Here is a 22,037-nt window from a genome sequence, read left to right as displayed (position 1 = left end):
GACGTCCTCTCCGTTGCGGTCCTTGCCAGATGACGCCCGGCACATGAACGGGAAGAGCGAAATCGATCTTCACCAAGGATTATGCGCGAATCGACGTCCTTCTGCGATGGACAATCGCTGATATTTGCGGCAAGGCCACGACAGAAGATTACGGGGGCAGACGGGCACAATGGGTTCCATCATCTACAAGATCGTTCCGGCCTCGCTGTGGCAGGAAGCCAAGCGCAGCGGACGCTTCGACGGCGCACCCGTCGACCTTGCTGACGGCTTCATCCATTTCTCCACCGCCGAACAGGCCGTGGAGACAGCAGCGCGGCATTTCGAGGGACAGGAAGGCCTGCTTTTGGTCGCCGTCGACGGCGACGCGCTCGGCGTGGAACTGGTCTACGAACCCTCGCGCGGCGGCGCCCTCTTCCCGCATCTCTATGCACCCCTCTTCCTCTCCGCCGTGGTCTGGGAAAAGCCCCTGCCGCTTGGCGCCGATGGCTCGCATATCTTCCCGGAACTTGACGCATGAATCCGCTTACCAATCTCGCCCGCCGCGGCCTCTTCCTGTTCGATCCTGAGGCCGCGCACGGCCTGTCGATCAAGGCGCTGAAGACCGGGCTCGTGCCCAGCTGTCCTTCCAAGGCCGACAAGCGGCTTTCCCAGACGGTCGCCGGCATCGAGTTCCCAAACCCGATCGGCATGGCGGCCGGCTATGACAAGAACGCCGAGGTGCCGGAAGCGCTCCTGAAGATCGGTTTTGGTTTCACCGAAATCGGCACCGTCACGCCGAAACCGCAGTCCGGCAACGACAAGCCGCGCATTTTCCGGCTGGTCGAGGACGAGGCCGTCATCAACCGCCTCGGCTTCAACAACGAGGGTCATGGCGCGGCGCTGGCGCGGCTCAAGGCCTGCTCGCGCGCTGCGCTGATCGGCGTCAATATCGGCGCCAACAAGGACAGTGCCGACCGCGTTGCCGACTATGTGAACGGCATTCACGCCTTCTATTCGGTCGCCCGTTATTTCACCGCCAACATCTCCTCGCCGAACACGCCGGGCCTGCGCGACCTGCAGGCGCGCGCGAGCCTCGCCACTCTGCTGTCCGCCGTGCTCGCCGCTCGCGACGAGGAAGCCCGCCGTAGCAACCGGTACGTTCCGGTGTTCCTCAAGATCGCGCCCGATCTGACGGAAGAGGGCATGGACGACATCGCAGCCGAAGTTCTCGCCCACAATCTCGACGGCCTGATCGTCTCCAACACGACGCTTTCGCGCGAAGGCTTGAAGGACCAGAACCAGGCGAAGGAAGCTGGCGGCCTCTCCGGCAAGCCGCTCTTCGAGAAGTCGACGGCGGTGCTTGCCCGCATGCGCAAGCGCGTCGGACCAAATCTGCCGATCATCGGTGTCGGTGGCGTCAGTTCGGCCGAGACCGCGGCAGAAAAAATCCGCGCCGGCGCCGATCTGGTCCAGCTCTATTCCTGCATGGTCTATGAAGGCCCTGCGCTCCCCGGCCGCATCGTGCGTGGCCTTTCCGATCTCTGCGACCGTGAGCGGATCAGCTCGATCCGCGATATCAGAGACAGCCGCCTCGACTACTGGGCCGGCCGGAAGGTCTGACGCGCCTTCGCGGAAATTCTCGAAAGCAGGAACAGGCCGCGCAGCAACAGGAAGAGGTTGAGGCCGGCCCAAAGCCCGTGATTGCCGAAGACGGGCACGAGCACAGCCAGCGCCGCCGCGTAGCCGACAAAGGCCGCGACCATCATGTTGCGCATCTCGCGCGACCAGGTGGCGCCGATGAAGACGCCATCCATCAGGAAGGCGAGTGCGCCGGTGGTCGCAGTGACAGCCGCCCAGGGCAGATACTCGTAAGCGGCCGCGCGGACATCGGCCGCCGTCGTCAACAGATTGATGAGCCGATCGCCGAAAAGCAGGAGGACGATGGTGGTGACCAAGGCGAGCCCCAGCGACCAGGCGGCCGTCAGGCGTAGCGCGCGATCGAAGGCTGGGCGGTAGCGGGCACCGATCGAACGGCCGATCAATTGCTCGGCGGCGTTGGCGAGGCCGTCGAGATAGTAGCCGGCGACCAGGAAGATCGTCATCAACACCGCGTTTGCCGCAAGCGTCACCGGCCCAAAGGCCGTGCCGATGCGCGTCATCAGCGTGAAGGCAGCGAGCAGCACGAAGGAGCGGATCATGATGTCGCGGTTGAGGCCGAAGAGCGGCTTCAATCGTTCGCGATCGAAGATCAGCGCCCAGCTCGGCGCATCCTTGCGGTCGAAACGGCCATAGACGATCGCAAAGCCGGCAAGCGCCCCGATCACCTCGCCGGTGACGGTGGCAAGCGCGACCCCCATCACGCCCCAGCCAAGGACTAGACCGAGCAGGATCGACAGCACAATGTTGATGCCATTGATCAGCGTCTGCAGCATCAGACCGATGGTGCCTTCGCCGCGGCCAAGCACGAAGCCGAGGATGGCGTAGTTCGCAAGGGCTGCCGGTGCCGAAATGATACGACAGAGAAAGTAGGTGCTGGTGACGGCCGCCACCTCCGGCTCAGGTCCCATCAGCCAGAGGCCGCCGGATAGCAGAAGAGGCGAAATGAGAACGCTGACCGTGCCGCAGACAAGCGCGATCGTAAGCGACCGCCAGAACACCGCCTGCTGCTCACGTCTGTCACCACGGCCATAGGCCTGAGCAACGAGGCCGGTCGTGCCGGCGCGCAGGAAATTGAAGGTGGTAAAGATCAGGTCGAATATGATGGCGCCGATCGCGAGCCCCGCGAGCAGCGTCGCCTGCCCCATGCGGCCGATAACAGCCGTATCGACCAGACCCAGCAAGGGCGTCGTCAGGAAGCCGAGCGTCATCGGCAGCGCAATCGCCAGGATCAGCCGATGGGTGACGTGAAAGGCGCCGGCGGGATCGTTCGGCGAGGCGGGAGAGGCGGTCATCGAACGGTCCGGGCGTTATGGGTGAGTGACGACCGTTTTAGGGAAAGTGCATGGGAGGATGCAAGCGCGCCGAGCAGTTGCGACGAAAAGGTTTCAGCGCGCAAGTAGCCCCTCACCCTAGCCCTCTCCCCGCAAGCGGAGAGAGGGGACGTGGACAAGCCGCAACACCGCATCCCGAGCCGCTATCGGAAGAGCAGTCCAATCGCATGGTTGCTGGGGATAGAGGGGGTGCGGCAACCTGCCTTCTCCCCGCCTGCGGGGAGAAGGTCCCGGCAGGGGATGAGGGGCCAGGTGCGGTTCAGATGTCCGCTAAGGCCGAATCAGGCCGACAGCACCATGGCCCAGAAGGGGCGGTTGCCGGATGAAGCGTTCTGGGCGACGGCAACGCCGAGGCCGCGATAGTTGCCGAGCATGTTTTCCAGATGCTTGGGCGACTTGTACCAGGCATCATAGGCGCGCTCGGCGTCGTCCTGGCCCATGGCGATGTTTTCGGCTGCCGGAAGCGTCACGCCCTGGCCCTTCATCCGGTCGTAGAAACTATCGTTCCAACCGATCAGATGCTGCATCTTGCCGACCTTGGCCATGCGGGCGGCCTGGTTCATCGCGGCGACCGAGGCCGCGTGGTCCGCCACGAGCTCCGTCAGCCCCTTGCCCTTGCGCAGCTTGTTGACGTAGCCGAGGCTCGCCTCGGTCTGGTCGCTGCCAGTGCCACTATCGGGCGTCAGCAGTTGGGACGTCGTGCAACCGGCAAGCGCGCCGAGCGAGAGGATGGCGGTTGCACGCAGCAGGCCGCGGCGTTCGATCAAGAGAAACCGGTCGTGCATCATCAGCGCCGGTAGCTCAGAACACGCAGGATCACGAAGGCCGGAACGACGATCGCCGCACCGAGCAGCAGATAGTCGCCCACCCGGCCAAGTGCGGCAAAGCCGGTGTACCAGAGATCGAGCAGGAAGTTGCGGACCGCGAAGTAGATATCGGTCGGATACCAGCCGAACATCGTCATGACGAAGCCGACGAGGATCGACACCACGACGAGCTTGACCAGCACGCGCAGCGGCGAGTCACCCAAAAATCTGTTCATTCCGTCCGACATCCGCGAACTTCTCCTGTTTGTCTTCACATAAGCCGCGATCGGCAGCGTCGCAAGTCGGCCAGACCTTGCACAGCGCCCAAGCGCTCGGTTTCAGCCAGATTCCGCTTGTGTTTTGCAGCATCCGGCGTCAGAAGCGTTGATCGCAACCGATATCTCACATTGATGACGCTCAACCAGCTCTCCTCCGGCGACCTGATCGCCGACCGCCGCGCCGACTACGCAAAAATGCTTGCCGAGGGCGGCGAGCCCGGAAGCGCTGCCGAACTGATGGCACAGGCGCTGGAACGGGCGCCGGACTGGGCAGCCGGCTGGTTTCGGCTCGCGGACTATGAGGAAAAATCGGGCCGGAAAGAGGCGGCGATCGACGCGCTCAGAAAAACCCTGGCGCTGAGCCCGCGGGACATCTTCGGCGCCGGCCTGAAGCTGGCGCTTCTCGGTGCCGCCGCGGTGCCCGAACAGCCGCCGAGCCTCTATGTCGAGCGCCTGTTCGACGACTATGCCGATCGCTTCGACCAGGCGCTGGTGGAAAAGCTCGGCTACACGGTGCCGCAAAAGCTCGCGGCGCTGATCCAAAGCCACACCGGGGGCCTCATCTTCGAGCATGTGACGGATCTCGGCTGCGGCACCGGCCTCTTCGGCGAACGCATCCGGGATCAGGCGCAATTCCTTGAAGGTTTCGACATCTCCATCAACATGCTCGCCAAGGCCGAGGCGAAATCCACCTACGATCGGCTGGCACGCGCCGATCTTTCGCTTCCGCCACAAGCTTCCGGCATCTTCGGCAACTTCGCGTCCGCCCGCGCCGATCTCGTCAGCGCCGCCGATGTGCTCATGTATCTCGGCAATCTCGACAGCGTCTTCGACATCACGCTCCGTCTGCTGGCCGCCGATGGCTACTTCGCCTTTTCCGTCGAGGATGCGGGCGATGGCGTGGATTTTCTGCTGCGCCCCTCGCTGCGCTACGCCCATAGCGAAGCCTATATTCGCGGCCTCTGCACGGCGCACGGGCTGAACCTGCTGGCCATCGAGCGTACCGTCATCCGCATGGATGCCGGCGAACCGGTTTTCGGCATCCTGTTCCTGGCGCGCAAGCCTGCATAAAACGCAAGGCAGAGTCGCAAAAATAAGTCAGCATTACTGACATATTTTTCTTGAATATTGTTGTGCGTTGCAGCATTGCTGCGGCCATCGCAATCGAGGTTTTGCCATGGCTCAGATCAGCAGCGTTTTCGGTATCTGGAACACCAGCCCGACCCGGCATACAGCGGTCGAGGACCTGCAGGGCATCTTCACCGGCAGCCTGATCGCCGCACTCGGCCTCTATTTTCTCGCAAGCGCCGGCCTGCTCACCGGCAGCACGGCGGGCGTCGCCTTCCTTTTGCACTATGCGTTCGGCATCAATTTCGGTCTTGCCTTCTTCCTGCTCAACCTGCCGTTCTTCTACCTGTCACTGAAGCGGCTCGGCCCGGCCTTCACGGTCAAGACCTTCATCGCCATCGGCCTCACCTCGTTCCTGACCGACATCCAGTCGCGCCTCTTCCAAATCGGCACGATCCAGCCGGCCTGGGCAGCGCTGCTTGGCGGCCTGCTGCTCGGTTATGGCTTGCTCGCGCTCTATCGCCACCGCGCCAGCCTTGGCGGCGTCGGCATTCTCGGCATCTACCTGCAGGAGCGCTTCGGCATTCGCGCCGGCCTCGTGCAGCTTGCGATCGACATGGTCGTGCTCGTCGCCGCCTTTGGGGTGACGACGCCCACGGTGGTCGCCTGGTCGGTGCTCGGCGCGGTCGTGCTCAACCTGTTTGTGGCCATCAACCACCGCGCCGATCGTTACATCGCACTCTAGATCAGTCCAGTCGTCACGCGGAAACGATTGCTGGGCTGTCTCAGGCGACCCTTTCCCGGTGCGTCGACCGGATGCGGAGAGCAGAAGCCGACGGCGATCCAGTTTCGAACAGGAGTCAATGTGCCGCCCGGCGGCAGGTCTTCCGGGCTTCTCTTTTGGCAGATTTGATCTACCTTTGTTCTCCGTGAACAGGATCGATTCCAGAGAACCGCAAGGTGATGCCTTGACCTTGCCCGCCCCCTTTCTGCGCTGGTTCGGCGAGAAGGGCTGGCGGCCGCGCGCCCACCAGCTTGAGCTCCTGGCACGCGCCGAGGCGGGGGACAGCACGCTGCTGATCGCACCGACAGGTGCCGGCAAGACGCTTGCCGGCTTCCTGCCTTCGCTGGTCGATCTCACCCGCCGCGGCAAGATCCCGCCCGGCTCCGCCTTCGTCGGCATCCATACGCTCTACATTTCGCCTTTGAAGGCGCTTGCCGTCGATATCGAGCGCAACCTGATGAAACCGGTCGGCGAAATGGGCCTGCCGGTTCGCATCGAAAACCGCACCGGCGACACGCCCACCGCCAAGCGCCAGCGACAGAAGCTCAATCCACCCGACATATTGCTGACGACGCCGGAACAGCTGGCGCTGCTGCTTGCCAATGGCGAGGCGACGCGCTTCTTCAAAGACCTGCGCTACGTCGTCTTCGACGAGCTGCACTCGCTCGTCACCTCGAAGCGCGGCCATCTGCTCTCCCTCGGCCTCGCGCGGCTTCGCCGGCTGGCGCCGCGGCTGCAGACGATCGGGCTCTCGGCAACGGTTTCCGATCCCATGGACCTGCAGCGCTGGCTGGCGCCACAGGAGCCGAACACGAACAATCACGCAGGGCTCGTGCTTGTCGAAGGCGGCGCCAAGCCGCAGATCTCCATCCTCAAGACGGAAGAGCACGTGCCCTGGGCCGGGCACTCGGCGCGCTACGCCATCGCCGATGTCTACGCCGCGATCAAGGAGCACGGCACCACCCTGCTCTTCGTCAACACCCGCAGCCAGGCGGAACTGCTCTTCCAGGAACTCTGGACGATCAACGACGACAATCTGCCGATCGCGCTGCATCACGGTTCGCTCGATGTCGCCCAGCGCCGCAAGGTCGAGGCGGCGATGGCCGAGAACCGGTTGCGCGCTGTCGTCGCCACATCGACGCTCGACCTCGGCATCGACTGGGGCGACGTCGATCTCGTCGTGCATGTCGGTGCGCCGAAGGGGGCAAGCCGTTTGGCCCAGCGCATCGGCCGCGCCAACCACCGCATGGACGAACCCTCGAAGGCGATCCTGGTGCCGGCCAACCGCTTCGAGGTGATGGAATGCCAGGCGGCGCTCGACGCCAACTATATCGGCGCGCAGGACACGCCACCGGTCGGCAAGGGCGCGCTCGACGTGCTCGCCCAGCATGTGCTCGGCATGGCCTGTGCCGCGCCTTTCGACCCGCTGTCGCTTTACGACGAGATCACCAGCGCCTCGCCCTACACGACACTCGCCTGGGAGACCTTCGAGCGGGTGATCGATTTTGTGGCGACCGGCGGCTACGCGCTGAAGACCTATGAACGCTATGCCCGGATCCGCAAGACCAAGGACGGGCTCTACCGCGTTTCCAATCCGCTGGTGGCGCAACAATACCGCCTGAATGTCGGCACCATCGTCGAGTCGCCGATGCTGAACGTGCGCATGGTCAAGCGCAACCAGCGCGGCTCGCTCGGCCGCGGCGGCATGCCGCTCGGCAAGGTCGAGGAGTATTTCCTCGAAATGCTCTCCCAGGGCGACACCTTCATGTTCTCCGGCAAGGTGCTGCGCTTCGAGGGCATCCGCGAGAACGAATGCCTCGTCAGCCAGGCCTTTACCTTCGATCCGAAGGTGCCGAGCTATGCCGGCGGCAAGTTTCCGCTCTCGACCTACCTGGCCGAGCAGGTTCGCAGGATGCTCGCCGATCCGGCGCGCAGGGCGGCGCTACCGGAACAGGTGCGCGACTGGCTGTCGCTACAGAAGGACGTCTCGATGCTGCCGCGCGAGGACGAGCTTCTGATCGAGACCTTCCCGCGCGGCAGCCGCCACTACATGGTCATCTACGCCTTCGAAGGACGACTGGCGCACCAGACGCTCGGCATGCTTTTGACCCGCAGGCTCGACCGCGCCGCTTTGAAGCCGCTCGGCTTCGTCGCGACGGATTACTCGCTGGCGGTCTGGGCGCTCGACGACCTCGGCACCACTTTCGAACTCAGGCGCGGCGCGCTTGCCGAGCTGTTCGACGAAGACATGCTCGGCGATGACCTCGAAGCCTGGCTGAACGAGTCCTTTCTTCTGAAACGCACCTTTCGCAACTGCGCCGTCATCGCCGGGCTGATCGACCAACGCCATCCCGGCAAGGAAAAGACCGGCCGGCAGGTGACGGTTTCGGCCGACCTCATTTACGACGTATTGCACGCACACGAGCCGGATCACCTGCTGCTCGAAGCGACCCGCAACGATGCGGCAACGGGGCTTTTGGACATCGCTCGGCTCGGGGATATGCTGAAGCGAATCAAGGGCCACATCACCCACAGGCGTCTCGACCGGATCTCGCCGCTGGCGGTGCCTGTGATGCTGGAGATCGGCAAGGAAATGATCCAGGGCGAAGCGCAGGACTTCCTGCTTTCGGAGGCCGCCGACGACTTGATCCACGAGGCGATGGGCGGTCTGGATGTGGATTGATAGGAAAATGGCTTTGAGAACGAGCAGTCTAACGAATTGGGCCGGTCACTTCCGTCTCGACAGTCAGTCGCGTGCGGGATCGTGACCATGCACCGCCTCGCCCACGCCCTATCAGCTCAGACGACTGCCCCCCTCCTCCACGCCCAGACGATCGTGAACGGCGTCGTCGCGATCTGCGATCCGCTCGGCAGTCTATACCTGCCCGAGACCGGCACGCTCGTGGTTTCCGACCTGCATCTGGAAAAGGGTTCGGCGTTCGCCCGCCGCGGCATGCTTTTGCCGCCCTATGACACGCTTGCGACGCTGCGCGTGCTGGAGGCGGCGATCGTGCGCCACAACCCGAAACTCGTCATCAGCCTCGGCGACAATTTTCACGATCGTGTCGGTTCAGCCGTGATGCCGGACGCCTTCCGGCACATGATCGCGGCGATGGCGCTCGGGCGCGAGTGGGTCTGGATCAACGGCAATCACGATCCGGATGGCGCGTTCGGGCTCCCGGGCGCCTCGATGGACGAGCTCAACTATGCGGGTCTTGCCTTCCGGCACGAGCCGAAGCGCGGCGACGCCGTTGGCGAGATCGCCGGGCATCTGCATCCGGCGGCAACGGTGGTGAGACGCGAAAGGGCCGTGCGCCGCGCCTGCTTTGCGACCGATGGCACGCGCATGCTGATGCCCGCCTTCGGGGTCACGACCGGCGGGCTAGACCTGCGACACCGGGCCATGACCGGCCTCTTCGACCGCAGCAGGCTGGTCGCCCACATGCTCGGTCGCGACCGGATCTATTCGGTCCGGTTTGCCAATCTGATTGCCTGACGCTTGGGGAAGGCGTGCGGTTCCGTCCGCACGCCGCCCGTGATCAGAACGCGTTGAAGGTCAGCGTCGTCAACGAGCGCGAGATGCCCGGCACCGTGGCAATGTTGTCGTTGATGAACTTGCCGATGTCCTGGCCTTCCTCGATGTAGACCTTGATGATCAGGTCGTAGTCGCCGCTGGTCGAGTACATTTCCGAAACGATTTCCTTGCGGTAGATCTCGTCAGCGACCTCGTAGGTCTTGCCGGGAGCGCACTGCAACTGGACAAAAATCGGTTTCATCGAGCTTCCTCTGTCTGTGTGGCGTCGCTTGCCGCTACTAGCGCAAGCATCGCCTTCTCGAACTTCAGCGCGCGTTCGGCGCGGCGTGTTCAGATCAACATGTTCGAGATGCCTGGGTATTTTATCCCTACAGCATCCTGCTGCCCTTTCTTTAAACGCACGCCGGGCAAAAGAAAACGCAGGGTAAGCTCCTGGCCCAACTATTCCTTGCGGAAGATCACGCTGGCACCCCAGCCGGTGATGACTGCGAGCAGCACGGCGACGAGACCGTAGAAGAGCGGTTGCTGATGCGCTGCCTGGGTAATGAACTGTTCCAGGCCAGTCTTGACGACACGCAACGGCAGCGCCTTGGCGGCGACGAAGACGCCGTCGCGAAAGAGGTAGGCGCGCACCACGTGGACGCCGTTCGGCACGTTCGCCGGCAGGCGCACCGACGCCTTGAACAGGCTCGCGCTGATAAACTGCACGCCGCCCGGATCGCGCTCGTAGACGCCGCTCGTTTCGCGGATGCGGCGAAAGGCGTTGCGGAACTCGCCGAGATTGCTGCCGTCGCCGACGAAGCCGAGCGGCACCAGCCGCATGTGGTCGACGCCGATGCCCATATTGCCCATCTCGCCGGGCGGCGCGATCGTTTCGATGTCGCGCGTGCTTGACAGCGAATAGGATTCCGGCACCAGCTCGAAGGTCATCGACCGCGTGTTTACCCAGATGCCGAAGACGCGCTCCTTCTTGCGCACCGTCGCATTGTCCTTGGGGCCTTCGAGGGACACGATGATGTTGTACCTGCCCTGGGCCAGCAGTCCCTGGTCGAAACCATCGACGGCGCCGAAGATCGTCAGATCCGCGCCGCGGAAATCCGAGGTGATGGCAATCTCGTCGGTGGAGATGCCGATCTCCAGCTTCTCGGTGAAATCGGCGTTCTCGTCCTGCAGTGCCGCATGGGTCGGAGCGGCGACGGCGAGTGCCAGAAGGGCGAGAGCTGTGCGCGCGAACCGGATCATCAGAAGCCGAGCCCCGCTGATACGACCGAATAGATATCCTTCGGCGGGATGACGAGCTCGATCGCCAGACGAATGCCGACGGCAAGGACGAGCAACGCCAAGAGCGCTCGCAATTGTTCGCCGCGCAGCTTCTGGCCGACGCGCACGCCGTATTGCGCGCCGATGACGCCGGCGATCATCAGGACGAAGGCGAGTACGATATCGACGGTATAGTTGGTCGACGCCTGGACGATGACCGTATAGGCCGAGACGAAGACGATCTGGAACAGCGACGTGCCGACGACGACGTTGGTCGGGATGCGCAGGAGATAGATCATTGCCGGCACCATGATGAAGCCGCCGCCGACGCCCATGATCGAGGTCAGGATACCGATGCAGAAGCCGAGGAAGGCAACCGGAATGACGCTGAGATAGATCTTCGACTTCTTGAAACGCATCTTCAACGGCAGGCCGTGCACCCAATTGTGCTGGCCGGGGCGACGCAGGGTCGTCGCCTCGTTCTTGGCGGCCTTGCGCATGGCGACGATGCTTTCCCAAAGCATCAGACCGCCGACAGTGCCGAGCAGCACGACGTAGAGCAGCGAGATCACCAGATCGAGCTGGCCGAGGCGGCGCAGCAGCGAAAACAGCCAGACGCCGACCGTCGCGCCCACGAGGCCACCGCAGAGCAACACCGTGCCGAGCTTGATATCGATGGTGCCGCGCCGAAAATGCGTGATCGCGCCGGATATCGACGAGGCAACCACCTGGTTGGCGCCGGTGGCCACCGCCACGACAGGCGGAATATTGTAGAAGATCAGGAGCGGCGTGATCAGGAAACCACCGCCAACGCCGAACATGCCGGAAAGAAAGCCGACGGCCGCGCCCATACCGAGAATGATGAGTATGTTCACCGACAACTCTGCGATGGGCAGATAGATCGTCACGCCGGGTCCTCGATATGCCAACGGCCCGCAATGCGGGCAAACCGGTTAGTGTGGCAAGCAATTCACCACGAATGAGGGATTATTCGAAAGGCCGGCACCTCTCCCGAGGGCGAGGCGGCTTCCGTCATGCACTCCTGCAGCGTTGCGCTTCCGCCAGGACATGCCAAGGTCACAACCGGACCTTGATTGCTGCATCAGTTCTTCCCTAGCCTGATTCCGATTAAGGAATTATGCAGCAGGCCCGACATTTCAACCTTTTCAGCCACATGGCAGACGGCTTCGCCACCCGCAACCCGTGTCGCCCGGCTCTGCGGCTTTATTACGGCGCAAGCCCAAGGGTCAGGAATTGCGCTTCAGCAATTCCTTGACCAACTGCTCGGTGATTTCGCCCGTCGGCTCCTGGCCGACCGACTTCTGGAAGGCCTTGATGGCAGCCACGGTCTTCTTGCCCATCTGGCCGTCGGGCTTGCCGGCGTCGAAGCCGTTGTTGTTCAGGATCGCCTGGATATTGCGGACCGCCTTGGTCATGTCGACGCTGGCGGTCTTGTTGGCCGGGCCGACCCAGGCATCCGGAACGTCGACCGTGTTCGCCTTGGCGTCGACCGGCTGCACCTTCCAGGCATCGGCCTTCGCCTTGGCGCTTTCGAGCTGCTCAGGCTTCATCGCCTTGGCAACTTCGTCACGCTTGGCGGCGGCATCCATGTCGCCTTCGCGGGCGGCGGCGGAGAACCATTTGTAGGATTCGGTCAGGTCCTGCGGCACGCCGTTGCCACGCGCATAGAGGACGGCGAGGTTGAACTGGCTATCGCGAATGCCGAGTTCGGCAGCCTTCGCGAACCACTTCGTTGCCTCGGCAAAGTCAGGCGAACCATCGCGGCCACTCGCCAGCATGACCGCGAGGTTGTGCATGGCGCTGGCATTGCCCTGGCCGGCGGCGGCGAGATAGAGCGCCTTCGCCTTGGAGGCGTCACGCGTTAGGCCCATGCCTTTTTCATACATGCTCGCGAGGCGATACTGCGCCGGAACGACGCCGGCGTCGGCGGCGTGCTGATACCACTTGGCGGCTTCCGCCATGTTTTCAGGAACGCTGCGGCCTTCGCTAAAGCGGGCGCCGATTTCGTAGAAGGCAAGCGGGTCGCCGCCCTTGGCGGCCGTCACCAGCGCCGCCGGGCCGAAACCTTCCGGCAGCACGATCTCGCTCGGTGCGGCCACCGGCGCCAGCGCGGTCGTTGCGGCGCCCTCGGCCGCAGAACTGACAAGGGCCGCACCACTGGCGGGCGTGTTGCCAGCGGGGGTCGCCTGGAACTCGGAGGCCGCCGAAGCGGCTTTCGTTTCTGCGACCGGCGCGAGCATCGGTGCCTTCTCTTCGGCCGGTGTCGCAATGGTGGTCGTCGGCACGGCCGTCGCCGGTACCGAGATCGAAGCTTCGGATACCCTCGCCGGGGCTTCAACGGAATCGACAGGTGCTGCGACAGCGGTTTCGGATGCCGTGACCGGCGTTTCAGCCAGGGCCACGGCCGCGGTCTGCGGCAGAAGGTCGTCGACGATCTTGTTTTCGCGCGATTCCGGCACCGCCTGCTGCTCGATGATCGCGGCCGGCTCCACCGGTGCGGTCTCTTGCTTCTTCAGCATATTGCTGACCAGCGGATAGGACATGATCGCCAGCAGGACCGCGCCGACGGCCATCAGGATGGGTCGGCGGTGACGGGCAAAAGCGCCGCCGATGCCAGAGGTCTTTCCGCTTTGACCGACCTTGTTCAGGGTGTCGGCCTCTTCAACGGCGAGCTGGGCGGCACGGCGGGCGGCAGCGATGAAGTCCGACTTGTCGCCATCGGCAGGCTGAATGCCCGCCTTGTTCATCTGCCCGGCGCGCACGCGTTCCAGGATCTTCTTGACATCGGGAACGCCGGAACCCGGCTCCAGCAGCTGGTTGGCTTCCTCGGGCGCAAGCATTTCGGAGGGATCGATCGACGGGGTCGGCTCGACGAGCTGTCGGGACTGCTCCTGCTCGTGCACCGGCTCGGACCGCTTGCCGGAGAAGCGCCGGGTCAGGCCGGCAAGCAGGCCGGTGCGGGCTGCAGCGGCCGGTTCGCGCACATTTTCGACTTCAACGGTCGAGACCTGCCGGTCATCGGCAAAGGTCGTTGCCGGCTCGGCGGTCTGGGTGACCACAGCCTGATCTTCGGCCTGCAGCGCGCGGACGTTGCGCTGCAGATCCTCGTAGCGGTCATCGAGATCGTTGTCGCCGAAGGGAGCGAGTTCCGGCTGCGCGGCCCTCGGCATCTGCGCGGGTTCGCGCAGCACCGGCGTCTCAGCCCGTGCCGGCACTGCCGGCTCGCGATTTTCGATGCGCTCCAGCTTGTCGGCGATATGCACGAGGGTCTCGTGCAATGCCTCGAAGGTGCGCGCCGTGCGCTCCTCGCTGGAGCGGCTGAGGTCCTCGAGCGTGCGAAGGTCTTCGGCAAGCGCCGAGATTGCGGCCAGATCTCCGCCGGAACCCCGCGGAGAGCCGTTCTTGGCATAGGCTTCCATCACCGCTTCGGCCGCCTGGCGAGCGGCCTCGACGATGTATTCGTCGCTGGTCGAGAGGTAGTCCTCGAGCGCGCTCATGCGGTTTTCGAAATCGACGGGCACCGCGCTCGCAGCGACGTCCGCGCGCGGCTGGCTGACCAGCGTCGACAGATTGGCGATCTGCGCTTCGAGGTTCTGCAGGGCGACACGATCATCGAACGGCGCAGCGTGGGTCTCTTCCAGACGCTGCGCGATGCCGACAAGGCGATCTTCCAGCCGGTCGAAGCGCGGATCGGAGGCCGGTTGAACGCCATGGGCGTCGAGTTCGTCGATCCGGCGTGCCAGATAGTCGAGCCGCTCGGCCAGTGTGTCGTTGACGCTGCCTTGGTCCAGGGCCTCGATCTTGCGCGAAATATCCGACAGATAATCGTTGAGATCCGACTGCGCGGTCCTGTTGCTGCGCTCCATCACCAGCGAAAGCTGGTCGAGACGCTCTTCGAGACGGGCGGCCGCCTTTTCGCCGGCGAGATCTTCGACCCGGGCGGTCAAGGCTTCCAGGCGGGCGCCGAGGCCGGAATCGTTCGGGCGCGACAGGCTGTCGATCTGACGGGACAGGTCGCCAAGCCGGCTTTCCAGCCGGTTGACGAAGCTACCGTCGAGACCCGTCGCCGTGCGACTGTTGGCAGCGATCGCGCGGCTGATTTCATCGAGCCGACCGTCGAGATCCGCAAACTGCGAAACGAGACGGCGGTCATCGGGTTGGATCTGGCGGCCCAGCATTTCGATGGCCTGGGCGACGGCGATCAGTTTGTCCTCAAGCGCGTCGACGGCCGAGCTGCCCTTCAGCGAGCCGATCTGCGACTTGATCTCGTCCAGGCGATAGGCCAGCGCCACCAGCTCGTCGTCGCGGTTCTGATCAAACGCGATCAGCCGATCCTCGACGCCGGTCCAGCGGTTTTCCATGCGGCGCATGCTGTCTTCACGCGCAAGGCCGTCGATCATCGCACGCAGTTCGTCGAAGTCGCCACGCAGCGCGTCGGCCTGGGCGGGCGAGGCCTGGCGGCCGAGCTGCTGGATGCTGTCGGCAAGACGCTGCATGTCGCCGCGCACGTCTTCGGCGAAGCTGTGATCCTGCGCCTGAGCCTTGATGCCGCGAATCTCGGACCTGAGCGAATTCATCTCGCGCGTGAGGCCATCGGTGATGTCGCGCTTCAGGTCCTGGCGCAGACCGACCAGCGCCTCGGCGATATCGTTAACGGCCAAAGACGGGCGCTGCGGCTGGCTGTGCAACGGTTGCAGGCGGGGCTCTTCGGTAAGACGGTCAGAGGCCGGACGTTCGGGAACATAGCGTTCCGGTTCGCGCGCCGACATTCGGTCGCGAAGCGGCGGGCGCTCGCGCGAAGCGCTGAGGCTGCGCTGGCGCTGCATGATTTCGGCGACGGCGTCACGGGGCGTTGCGGGTTCTCTGGCTGGTTCGCGGGCCGGAAGACGCTCGGCAGGCCTTGGCGCCACGTCGCGGGCAGCGCCGCTCATCAGGCCTTCGATCCGCGCCTCAAGTCCTTCGATGGTGCGGTTCAAAGCGTCGAGCGACGGCCGCTCGCTATAGGACTGGCTGCCTGCGCGCTGAGGATTTGATCGCGATCCATTCATGGTGTTCTTCGCCCCTGTCGTCGGCCATCCCGAAAGTCGTCACGGAAGAAAACAGCTTTCCTCACCCCTGTGGCGCTTCCGACGTGGGCAAAGCTACAACGACACGACGCCAGGACCGGTTGCAGCTTTGACCATCTCAACACGCACCTTTCACGAAACGTGGTAAATAAGCCGTTAATCTGCCCAGGATTTTTAACGATTTGGCAGGATCGTACCGTGAGCGCGGGTTGCCGGCGCCCCTTTCGGCTCCCCTGGTGCCGCGACGAAACTTCGCAGCCCGCAATTTTTGACGTTTACGCAAACGTCAAAATTTTGTAGCATCCGGCCAACGATGCGAGACCGCCCTGGAGCAGGCCGCTTTCCTGTGGAATCACTGGAAGGGAAAGATGCTCTAGAATCAAAGAGGATGGCGGCGCATCCGGCATCCTGCAACCGGGCGTCGACGACGAGGTACGGCGCCCGAAGCACCAAAAGGCGAGGAAAGCATGCCCATTTACAAGGCACCGGTCGACGATACCCTCTTCATCCTAAACGACGTGCTCGGCATCGAGCGCTACAACAACCTACCCGGTTTTGCCGATGCGACGCCGGACATGATCGAGGCGATCGTCGGCGAGGCTGCCAAGCTTGCCGAGGAGGCCCTGTTCCCCGTCAATCTCTCCGGCGATCAGGAAGGCTGCAAGCGCCGCGACGACGGCTCGGTCAGCGTGCCCAACGGCTTCAAGGAAGCCTTCGACCTCTACCGCGAAGGCGGCTGGCTCGGCCTCGCCGTTCCGGAGGAATTCGGCGGCCAGGGCCTTCCCTACACGCTGCATACCGCCGTCGGCGAATACATGTCGTCGGCCAACATGGCGCTGACCATGTATCCCGGCCTCACCCAGGGCGCGATCGCGGCAATCCTCGTTCACGGTACCGACGAACAGAAGCAGGCCTATCTGCCGAAGATGGTTGCCGGCACCTGGACCGGCACGATGAACCTGACCGAACCGCATTGCGGCACGGACCTCGGGCTGCTGCGCACCAAGGCCGTTCCTGATGGCAGCGGCTCCTACAAGATTTCCGGCCAGAAGATCTTCATCTCCGCCGGCGAACACGACATGTCGGACAACATCATCCATCTGGTGCTTGCCCGCATCGAGGGCGCACCGGAGGGCGTGAAGGGCATCTCGCTGTTCATCGTGCCGAAGTTCAAGCTCGATGCCGACGGCGAGCCGGGCGAACGCAATGGCGTTTCCTGCGGCGCGATCGAACACAAGATGGGCATCCACGGCAACTCCACCTGCGTCATGAACTATGACGAGGCCGAGGGCTACCTCATCGGCACGGAGAACAAGGGCCTCAACGCCATGTTCGTGATGATGAACGAAGCCCGCCTCGGCGTCGGCCTGCAGGGCCTGTCGATCGCCGAGATCGCCTATCAGAACGCCGCCAACTATGCCCGCGACCGCATCCAGGGTCGTTCGCTCTCCGGCCCGAAGGCGCCGGACAAGAAGGCCGACCCGATCATCGTGCATCCGGACGTGCGCCGCACGCTGATGACGATCCGGGCCTTCAACGAAGCCGGCCGCGCCTTCACGCTCTGGACAGCGCTCAAATCCGATATCGCCCACCGCTCCGACAATGAGGCGGACCGCCAGACGGCCGACGACATTCTCGGCCTGATGACGCCGATCCTGAAAGGCGTGCTCACCGACAAGGGCTTCGACCACGCCGTCATGGCGCAGCAGATGTTCGGCGGCCACGGCTACATCGAAGAGCACGGCATGAGCCAGTATGTCCGCGATGCCCGCATCGCGATGATCTACGAAGGTGCCAACGGCATCCAGGCGCTCGATCTCGTCGGCCGCAAGCTGGGCTTGAACGGCGGCCGCGCCGTCATGGCGCTGTTCAAGGAAATCGGCGATTTCTGCGAGGAAAACCGCAGCAACGAGAAGCTCTCCGCCTATACCAAGGCGCTGAAGAAGGGTCTCAACGACCTGCAGGCCGCGACCATGTGGTTCATGCAGAACGCCATGGCCAAGCCCGACAATGCCGGCGCCGGCTCGACCGACTACATGCACCTCTTCGGCCTTGTCGTGCTTGGCTACATGTGGGCAAAAATTGCCAAGACGGCTGAGGAAAAACTTGCCTCTGGCGAAACGACGCGCGCAGACTATCTGAAGAACAAGCTGATCACCGCGACCTTCTTCATGGAAAGGATCCTGCCGGAAACGGCCCTGCGCAAGGCCCGCATCGAGACCGGCGCCGACACGCTGATGGCGCTCGACGCGGCCGCGTTCTGAGCCGTTCGATTTCAAAATGTTTTGACGGGCAGCACCTGGCGGTGCTGCCGAAAGGGAGATGAGACATGACGAAAGTCTTCGTTTACGACCACGTGCGCACGCCGCGCGGCCGTGGCAAGAAGGACGGATCGCTGCACGAAGTGCCGTCCGTTCGCCTCGCCGCCAAGATGCTGGAGGCGGTGCGTGACCGCAACGACCTCGATACTTCGACCGTCGACGACATCATCATGGGCTGCGTCGATCCGGTCATGGACGCCGGTGCGGTGATTCCGAAGGCGGCCGCCTTCGAAGCCGGCTATTCCACCCGCGCGCCGGGCATGCAGATCTCGCGCTTCTGCGCCTCCGGTCTCGACGCCATCAACTTCGGCGCGGCCAAGATCGCCCAGGGTGCAGACGACATCGTCATTGCCGGCGGCGTCGAGAGCATGTCGCGCGTCGGCCTCGGCATGTCCGGCGGTTCCTGGTTCATGGACCCCTCGGTCAACCTGCCGGCCTTCTTCATGCCGCAGGGCGTTTCGGCCGATCTCATCGCCACGAAATACGGTTTCAGCCGCGACGACGTCGACGCCTATGCGGTGGAAAGCCAGAAGCGCGCGGCGCATTCCTGGGAGAAGGGTTACTTCAAGAAGTCCGTCGTGCCGGTCAAGGACGGGAACGGTCTGACCATCCTCGACCGTGACGAGCACATGCGTCCCGGCACCGACATGCAGGCGCTCGCCTCGCTCAACCCGTCCTTCCAGATGCCAGGCGAAATGGGCGGCTTTGAAGCCGTCGGCATCCAGGCGCATCCGGAAATCGAAAAGATCAACTACGTGCACCATGCCGGCAACTCGTCCGGTATCGTCGACGGCGCAGCAGCCGTGCTGCTTGGCTCCAAGGCCGGTGGCGAGAGCATGGGCCTGAAGCCGCGTGCCCGCATCCGTGCCTTCGCCAATATCGGCTCGGACCCGGCGCTAATGCTGACCGGCCCGGTCGACGTCACCGAGAAGCTCCTGAAGCGCGCCGAGATGAAGCTGTCGGACATCGATCTCTTCGAGCTTAACGAAGCCTTCGCTGCGGTCGTGCTGCGCTACATGCAGGCCTTCGAGATCCCGCACGACAAGATCAACGTCAACGGCGGCGCAATCGCCATGGGCCATCCGCTCGGCGCGACCGGCGCGATGATCCTCGGCACCGTGCTCGACGAACTGGAACGCCGCGATCTCAACACCGCGCTCGTCACGCTCTGCATCGGCGCCGGCATGGGCACGGCCACGATCATCGAAAGGGTCTGACGATGGACGTGATGCGCCGCTCTCTTCTCGCGCTGATGGGCCTGGGGCTGCTTGCAGCCGCTGGCTGCGTCTCCGACGAGGAAGGCAGCGACAGCTTCACGCTCACCGGTGCGGTCACCAATGTCGCGAGCGGCCCGGTTCCGGCCGGCACCGTCACCATCAGGCTCGAAGAGCAAGGCGTGATGGACGTCGCTGCCAAGCTGATCGCGGAAACGTCCGTCGTCAGCGATGGCAAGGCCACCCGCGTGCCCTTCGTGCTGCAGGTGCCGAAGCCCGAACTCAATAAGGCCACCGATGCGGGCTTCACCGTCCGCGTCGAGCGCGACGGCAGACTGATCGCCACCAATACCAGCAAACAACGTTACAGCGGCGGATCGAATATCTCGCTGCGCATCGAACCCATTCTCTACTGAGGGGGAGAACCATGACGAATTACACCAATTTCAAGATCGAGACCGATTCCGACGGCATTGCGCTCGTCACCTGGGACATGCCTGAGAAGTCGATGAACGTCTTCACCCAGGAGGTGATGGAGGAACTGAACGCCATCGTCGACGCAACGACTGCCGACGCAGCGGTCAAGGGCGTCGTCTTCACCTCCGGCAAGTCGACCTTCTCCGGCGGCGCCGACCTCTCGATGATCAAGTCGATGTTCACCTTCCAGCAGGAAGAGAAGAAGAAGGATCCGGATAACGCCGCCCAGAAGCTCTTCGACCTCGTCGGCCGCATGACCGGGCTCTTCCGCAAGCTCGAAACCTCGGGCAAGCCCTGGGTCTCGGCGATCAACGGCACCTGCATGGGCGGCGCTTTCGAGCTGTCGCTCGCCTGCCACGGCCGCGTTGCTTCCAATTCCAAGTCGGTGAAGATCGCCCTGCCGGAAGTCAAGGTTGGCATCTTCCCGGGCGCCGGCGGCACCCAGCGCGTGCCGCGCCTCACCAACGCGCAGGACGCGCTGCAGATGATGACGACGGGCTCGTCGCTGACTTCGGCTCGCGCCAAGGCCCTCGGCCTCGTGCACGAAGTCGTCGACGGGGACAAGCTGGTCGATGCCGCCAAGGCGATGATCAAGAACGGCCTGAAGCCGGTGCAGCCCTGGGACGAGAAGGGTTACAAGGTACCGGGCGGCGGCATCTGGACGCCGGCCTCGGCCCAGCTCTGGCCGGCCGCTTCCGGGATCCTGCGCCGCGAGACCTACGGCAACTATCCGGGCGCCGTTGCCATCCTGAAATGCGTCTATGAAGGCCTGCAGGTGCCGTTCGACACGGCGCTCAAGATCGAGCAGCGCTACTTCACCGAGATCCTTCAGACGACCGAAGCCTTCTCGATGATCCGCTCGCTGTTCGTCTCGATGCAGGAGCTCGGCAAGGGCGCCCGCCGCCCGGCCGGCGTGCCGAAGTCGGAGTTCAAGCATGTGGGCGTCGTCGGCGCCGGCTTCATGGGCGCCTCGATCGCCTATGTGACGGCTGCCGCCGGCATTGCCGTCACGCTGATCGACCGCGACATGGAAGCGGCCGAGAAGGGCAAGGCCCACTCGGAAGGCCTGGTCAAGGATTCGGTCGGCAAGGGTCGCCTGACCAAGGAAGAAGGCGAAGCGCTGCTCGCCCGCATCACGCCTTCGGCCGATTACAACGACCTGAAGGAAGTCGGCCTCGTGGTCGAAGCCGTCTTTGAAGACCGCCAGGTCAAGAAGGATGTCATCGAGAAGGTGGAGGCGGTGATCGGCGAAGACACGATCTTCGCCTCCAACACCTCGACACTACCGATCACCGGCCTTGCCAAGAACTCGAAACGCCCCGGCCAGTTCATCGGCATCCACTTCTTCTCGCCGGTCGAGAAGATGATGCTGACCGAAGTGATCCTCGGCAAGGAGAGTGGCGACAAGGCGCTCGCTACGGCACTCGACTACGTCGCCGCGATCAAGAAGACGCCGATCGTCGTCAACGACACGCGCGGCTTCTATGTCAACCGCTGCGTCTTCCGCTATATCCACGAAGCCTATGACATGCTGATCGAAGGCGTGCCGCCGGCGATGATCGAGAATGCCGCCAAGATGGCCGGCATGCCGGTTGGACCGCTGTCGCTCAACGACGAAGTGGCGATCGACCTCAGCCAGAAGATCCTGAAGGCCACCGTCGCCGACCTCGGCGAAAGGGCCGTCGATCCCAAGCACATGGCGCTGATCAACAAGATGGTCGACGACCTTGATCGCCGCGGCCGCAAGAACGGCAAGGGCTTCTACGAGTATCCGGCGAAGCCCGCCAAGAAGTATCTTTGGCCGGAGCTGAAGACGCTCTACCCGCAGAAGAACGCCGACAAGATCGACGTCGAGGTGCTGAAACAGCGCTTCCTGGCAACGATCGCGCTCGAAGCCGCCCGCACCATGGAAGAAGGCATCGTCACCGATCCGCGCGAAGCGGACGTCGGCTCGATCCTCGGCTTCGGCTTTGCGCCCTATACCGGCGGCACGCTCTCCTACATCGACGGCATGGGCGTAAAGGCCTTCGTCAAGATGTGCGACAAGCTTGCCAAGGACTATGGCAGCCACTTCAAGCCGACGGCGCTCTTGAAGGAAATGGCCGAGCGCGGCGAGACCTTCTACGGCCGCTTCGACCCCTACGGCGAGAAGAAACAGGCGGCGTAAGTTCCGCGCATCGAATTGGAAGCAGGCCCCTCGGGGCCTGTTTTCGTTTGGGCGACGGCTCGTCCAAGGCT

The 22,037-nt window shown here is 63.7% G+C and carries 17 protein-coding genes; 10 read left to right on the top strand and 7 right to left on the bottom strand.

What is annotated here, in order from left to right; genetic code table 11:
- Positions 1-169: 169 nt before the first annotated feature.
- Together AC3WWH_RS02495 and AC3WWH_RS02490 are read left to right on the top strand one after the other, a co-directional pair.
- Positions 170-517 carry a DUF952 domain-containing protein gene (locus tag AC3WWH_RS02495; RefSeq protein WP_058323584.1) on the top strand — a complete coding sequence of 116 codons (348 nt, stop codon included), beginning with the start codon at positions 170-172 and terminating at the stop codon, positions 515-517.
- Positions 514-1,599: a quinone-dependent dihydroorotate dehydrogenase gene (locus tag AC3WWH_RS02490; protein WP_093231868.1), complete on the top strand. Its 1,086-nt coding sequence runs from the start codon at positions 514-516 to the stop codon at positions 1,597-1,599. Before AC3WWH_RS02495 ends, AC3WWH_RS02490 begins: the two co-directional genes overlap by 4 nt.
- On the opposite strand, the gene AC3WWH_RS02485 is transcribed toward AC3WWH_RS02490, so the two are convergent.
- The 3 genes from AC3WWH_RS02485 to AC3WWH_RS02475 form a co-directional block, all read right to left on the bottom strand.
- Positions 1,575-2,930 (bottom strand): MATE family efflux transporter, encoded by a 1,356-nt coding sequence (locus AC3WWH_RS02485; RefSeq protein WP_058323585.1) that lies wholly within the window; start codon positions 2,928-2,930, stop codon positions 1,575-1,577. The two genes, AC3WWH_RS02490 and AC3WWH_RS02485, sit on opposite strands and share 25 nt — an antisense overlap.
- Before the next feature lie 320 nt (positions 2,931-3,250).
- Positions 3,251-3,754, bottom strand: a complete 504-nt coding sequence (locus tag AC3WWH_RS02480) for a CAP domain-containing protein (RefSeq protein WP_058323704.1) — start codon at positions 3,752-3,754, stop codon at positions 3,251-3,253.
- 2 nt (positions 3,755-3,756) lie between these two features.
- A complete protein-coding gene (locus tag AC3WWH_RS02475) occupies positions 3,757-4,023 on the bottom strand; it encodes a DUF6460 domain-containing protein (RefSeq protein WP_058323586.1) in 267 nt (88 codons plus the stop codon).
- Between the two features lie 162 nt (positions 4,024-4,185).
- Between AC3WWH_RS02475 and AC3WWH_RS02470 the strand changes: the two genes are divergently transcribed.
- From AC3WWH_RS02470 to pdeM, 4 genes are all read left to right on the top strand, one after another.
- Positions 4,186-5,124 carry a class I SAM-dependent methyltransferase gene (locus AC3WWH_RS02470; RefSeq protein ID WP_058323587.1) on the top strand — a complete coding sequence of 313 codons (939 nt, stop codon included), beginning with the start codon at positions 4,186-4,188 and terminating at the stop codon, positions 5,122-5,124.
- A gap of 106 nt (positions 5,125-5,230) precedes the next feature.
- Entirely contained in the window at positions 5,231-5,866 is a 636-nt protein-coding gene (locus AC3WWH_RS02465) for a YitT family protein (RefSeq protein ID WP_058323588.1), read from the top strand.
- Positions 5,867-6,041: 175 nt separating this feature from the next.
- A complete protein-coding gene (locus AC3WWH_RS02460) occupies positions 6,042-8,588 on the top strand; it encodes a ligase-associated DNA damage response DEXH box helicase (protein WP_058323589.1) in 2,547 nt (848 codons plus the stop codon).
- A gap of 87 nt (positions 8,589-8,675) precedes the next feature.
- On the top strand, positions 8,676-9,401 hold the full coding sequence (gene pdeM, locus AC3WWH_RS02455; protein ID WP_058323590.1) for a ligase-associated DNA damage response endonuclease PdeM: 726 nt from the start codon (positions 8,676-8,678) through the stop codon (positions 9,399-9,401).
- 43 nt (positions 9,402-9,444) lie between these two features.
- On the opposite strand, the gene AC3WWH_RS02450 is transcribed toward pdeM, so the two are convergent.
- The 4 genes from AC3WWH_RS02450 to AC3WWH_RS02435 form a co-directional block, all read right to left on the bottom strand.
- On the bottom strand, positions 9,445-9,681 hold the full coding sequence (locus AC3WWH_RS02450) for an Lrp/AsnC ligand binding domain-containing protein (RefSeq protein ID WP_034797129.1): 237 nt from the start codon (positions 9,679-9,681) through the stop codon (positions 9,445-9,447).
- Between the two features lie 200 nt (positions 9,682-9,881).
- Positions 9,882-10,682, bottom strand: a complete 801-nt coding sequence (locus AC3WWH_RS02445) for a TIGR02186 family protein (RefSeq protein WP_057248127.1) — start codon at positions 10,680-10,682, stop codon at positions 9,882-9,884.
- Positions 10,682-11,608, bottom strand: a complete 927-nt coding sequence (locus AC3WWH_RS02440; protein ID WP_057248126.1) for a sulfite exporter TauE/SafE family protein — start codon at positions 11,606-11,608, stop codon at positions 10,682-10,684. The genes AC3WWH_RS02445 and AC3WWH_RS02440 overlap by 1 nt, the downstream gene beginning before the upstream one ends.
- Before the next feature lie 339 nt (positions 11,609-11,947).
- Positions 11,948-15,769 carry a peptidoglycan-binding protein gene (locus AC3WWH_RS02435; RefSeq protein ID WP_058323591.1) on the bottom strand — a complete coding sequence of 1,274 codons (3,822 nt, stop codon included), beginning with the start codon at positions 15,767-15,769 and terminating at the stop codon, positions 11,948-11,950.
- A gap of 485 nt (positions 15,770-16,254) precedes the next feature.
- Here AC3WWH_RS02435 and AC3WWH_RS02430 point away from each other — a divergent pair, with 485 nt between their 5' ends.
- The 4 genes from AC3WWH_RS02430 to AC3WWH_RS02415 all read left to right on the top strand — a co-directional run bounded on the left by AC3WWH_RS02430 (position 16,255) and on the right by AC3WWH_RS02415 (position 21,966).
- Complete coding sequence (locus tag AC3WWH_RS02430; RefSeq protein ID WP_058323592.1) at positions 16,255-18,051, top strand: acyl-CoA dehydrogenase C-terminal domain-containing protein; 1,797 nt, start codon at positions 16,255-16,257, stop codon at positions 18,049-18,051.
- Between the two features lie 65 nt (positions 18,052-18,116).
- On the top strand, positions 18,117-19,325 hold the full coding sequence (locus AC3WWH_RS02425) for an acetyl-CoA C-acetyltransferase (protein WP_058323593.1): 1,209 nt from the start codon (positions 18,117-18,119) through the stop codon (positions 19,323-19,325).
- A gap of 2 nt (positions 19,326-19,327) precedes the next feature.
- Positions 19,328-19,738 carry a YbaY family lipoprotein gene (locus AC3WWH_RS02420; RefSeq protein WP_058323594.1) on the top strand — a complete coding sequence of 137 codons (411 nt, stop codon included), beginning with the start codon at positions 19,328-19,330 and terminating at the stop codon, positions 19,736-19,738.
- Between the two features lie 11 nt (positions 19,739-19,749).
- Positions 19,750-21,966 (top strand): FAD-dependent oxidoreductase, encoded by a 2,217-nt coding sequence (locus AC3WWH_RS02415; RefSeq protein WP_058323595.1) that lies wholly within the window; start codon positions 19,750-19,752, stop codon positions 21,964-21,966.
- The last annotated feature ends 71 nt before the right edge of the window (positions 21,967-22,037 follow it).

The sequence above is a fragment of the Ensifer sp. EB106-03-01-XG145 genome, from assembly GCF_058792075.1.
The sequence above is the reverse complement of the archived record's forward strand: the minus strand, read 5'-3'. Positions and strand labels throughout refer to the sequence as shown.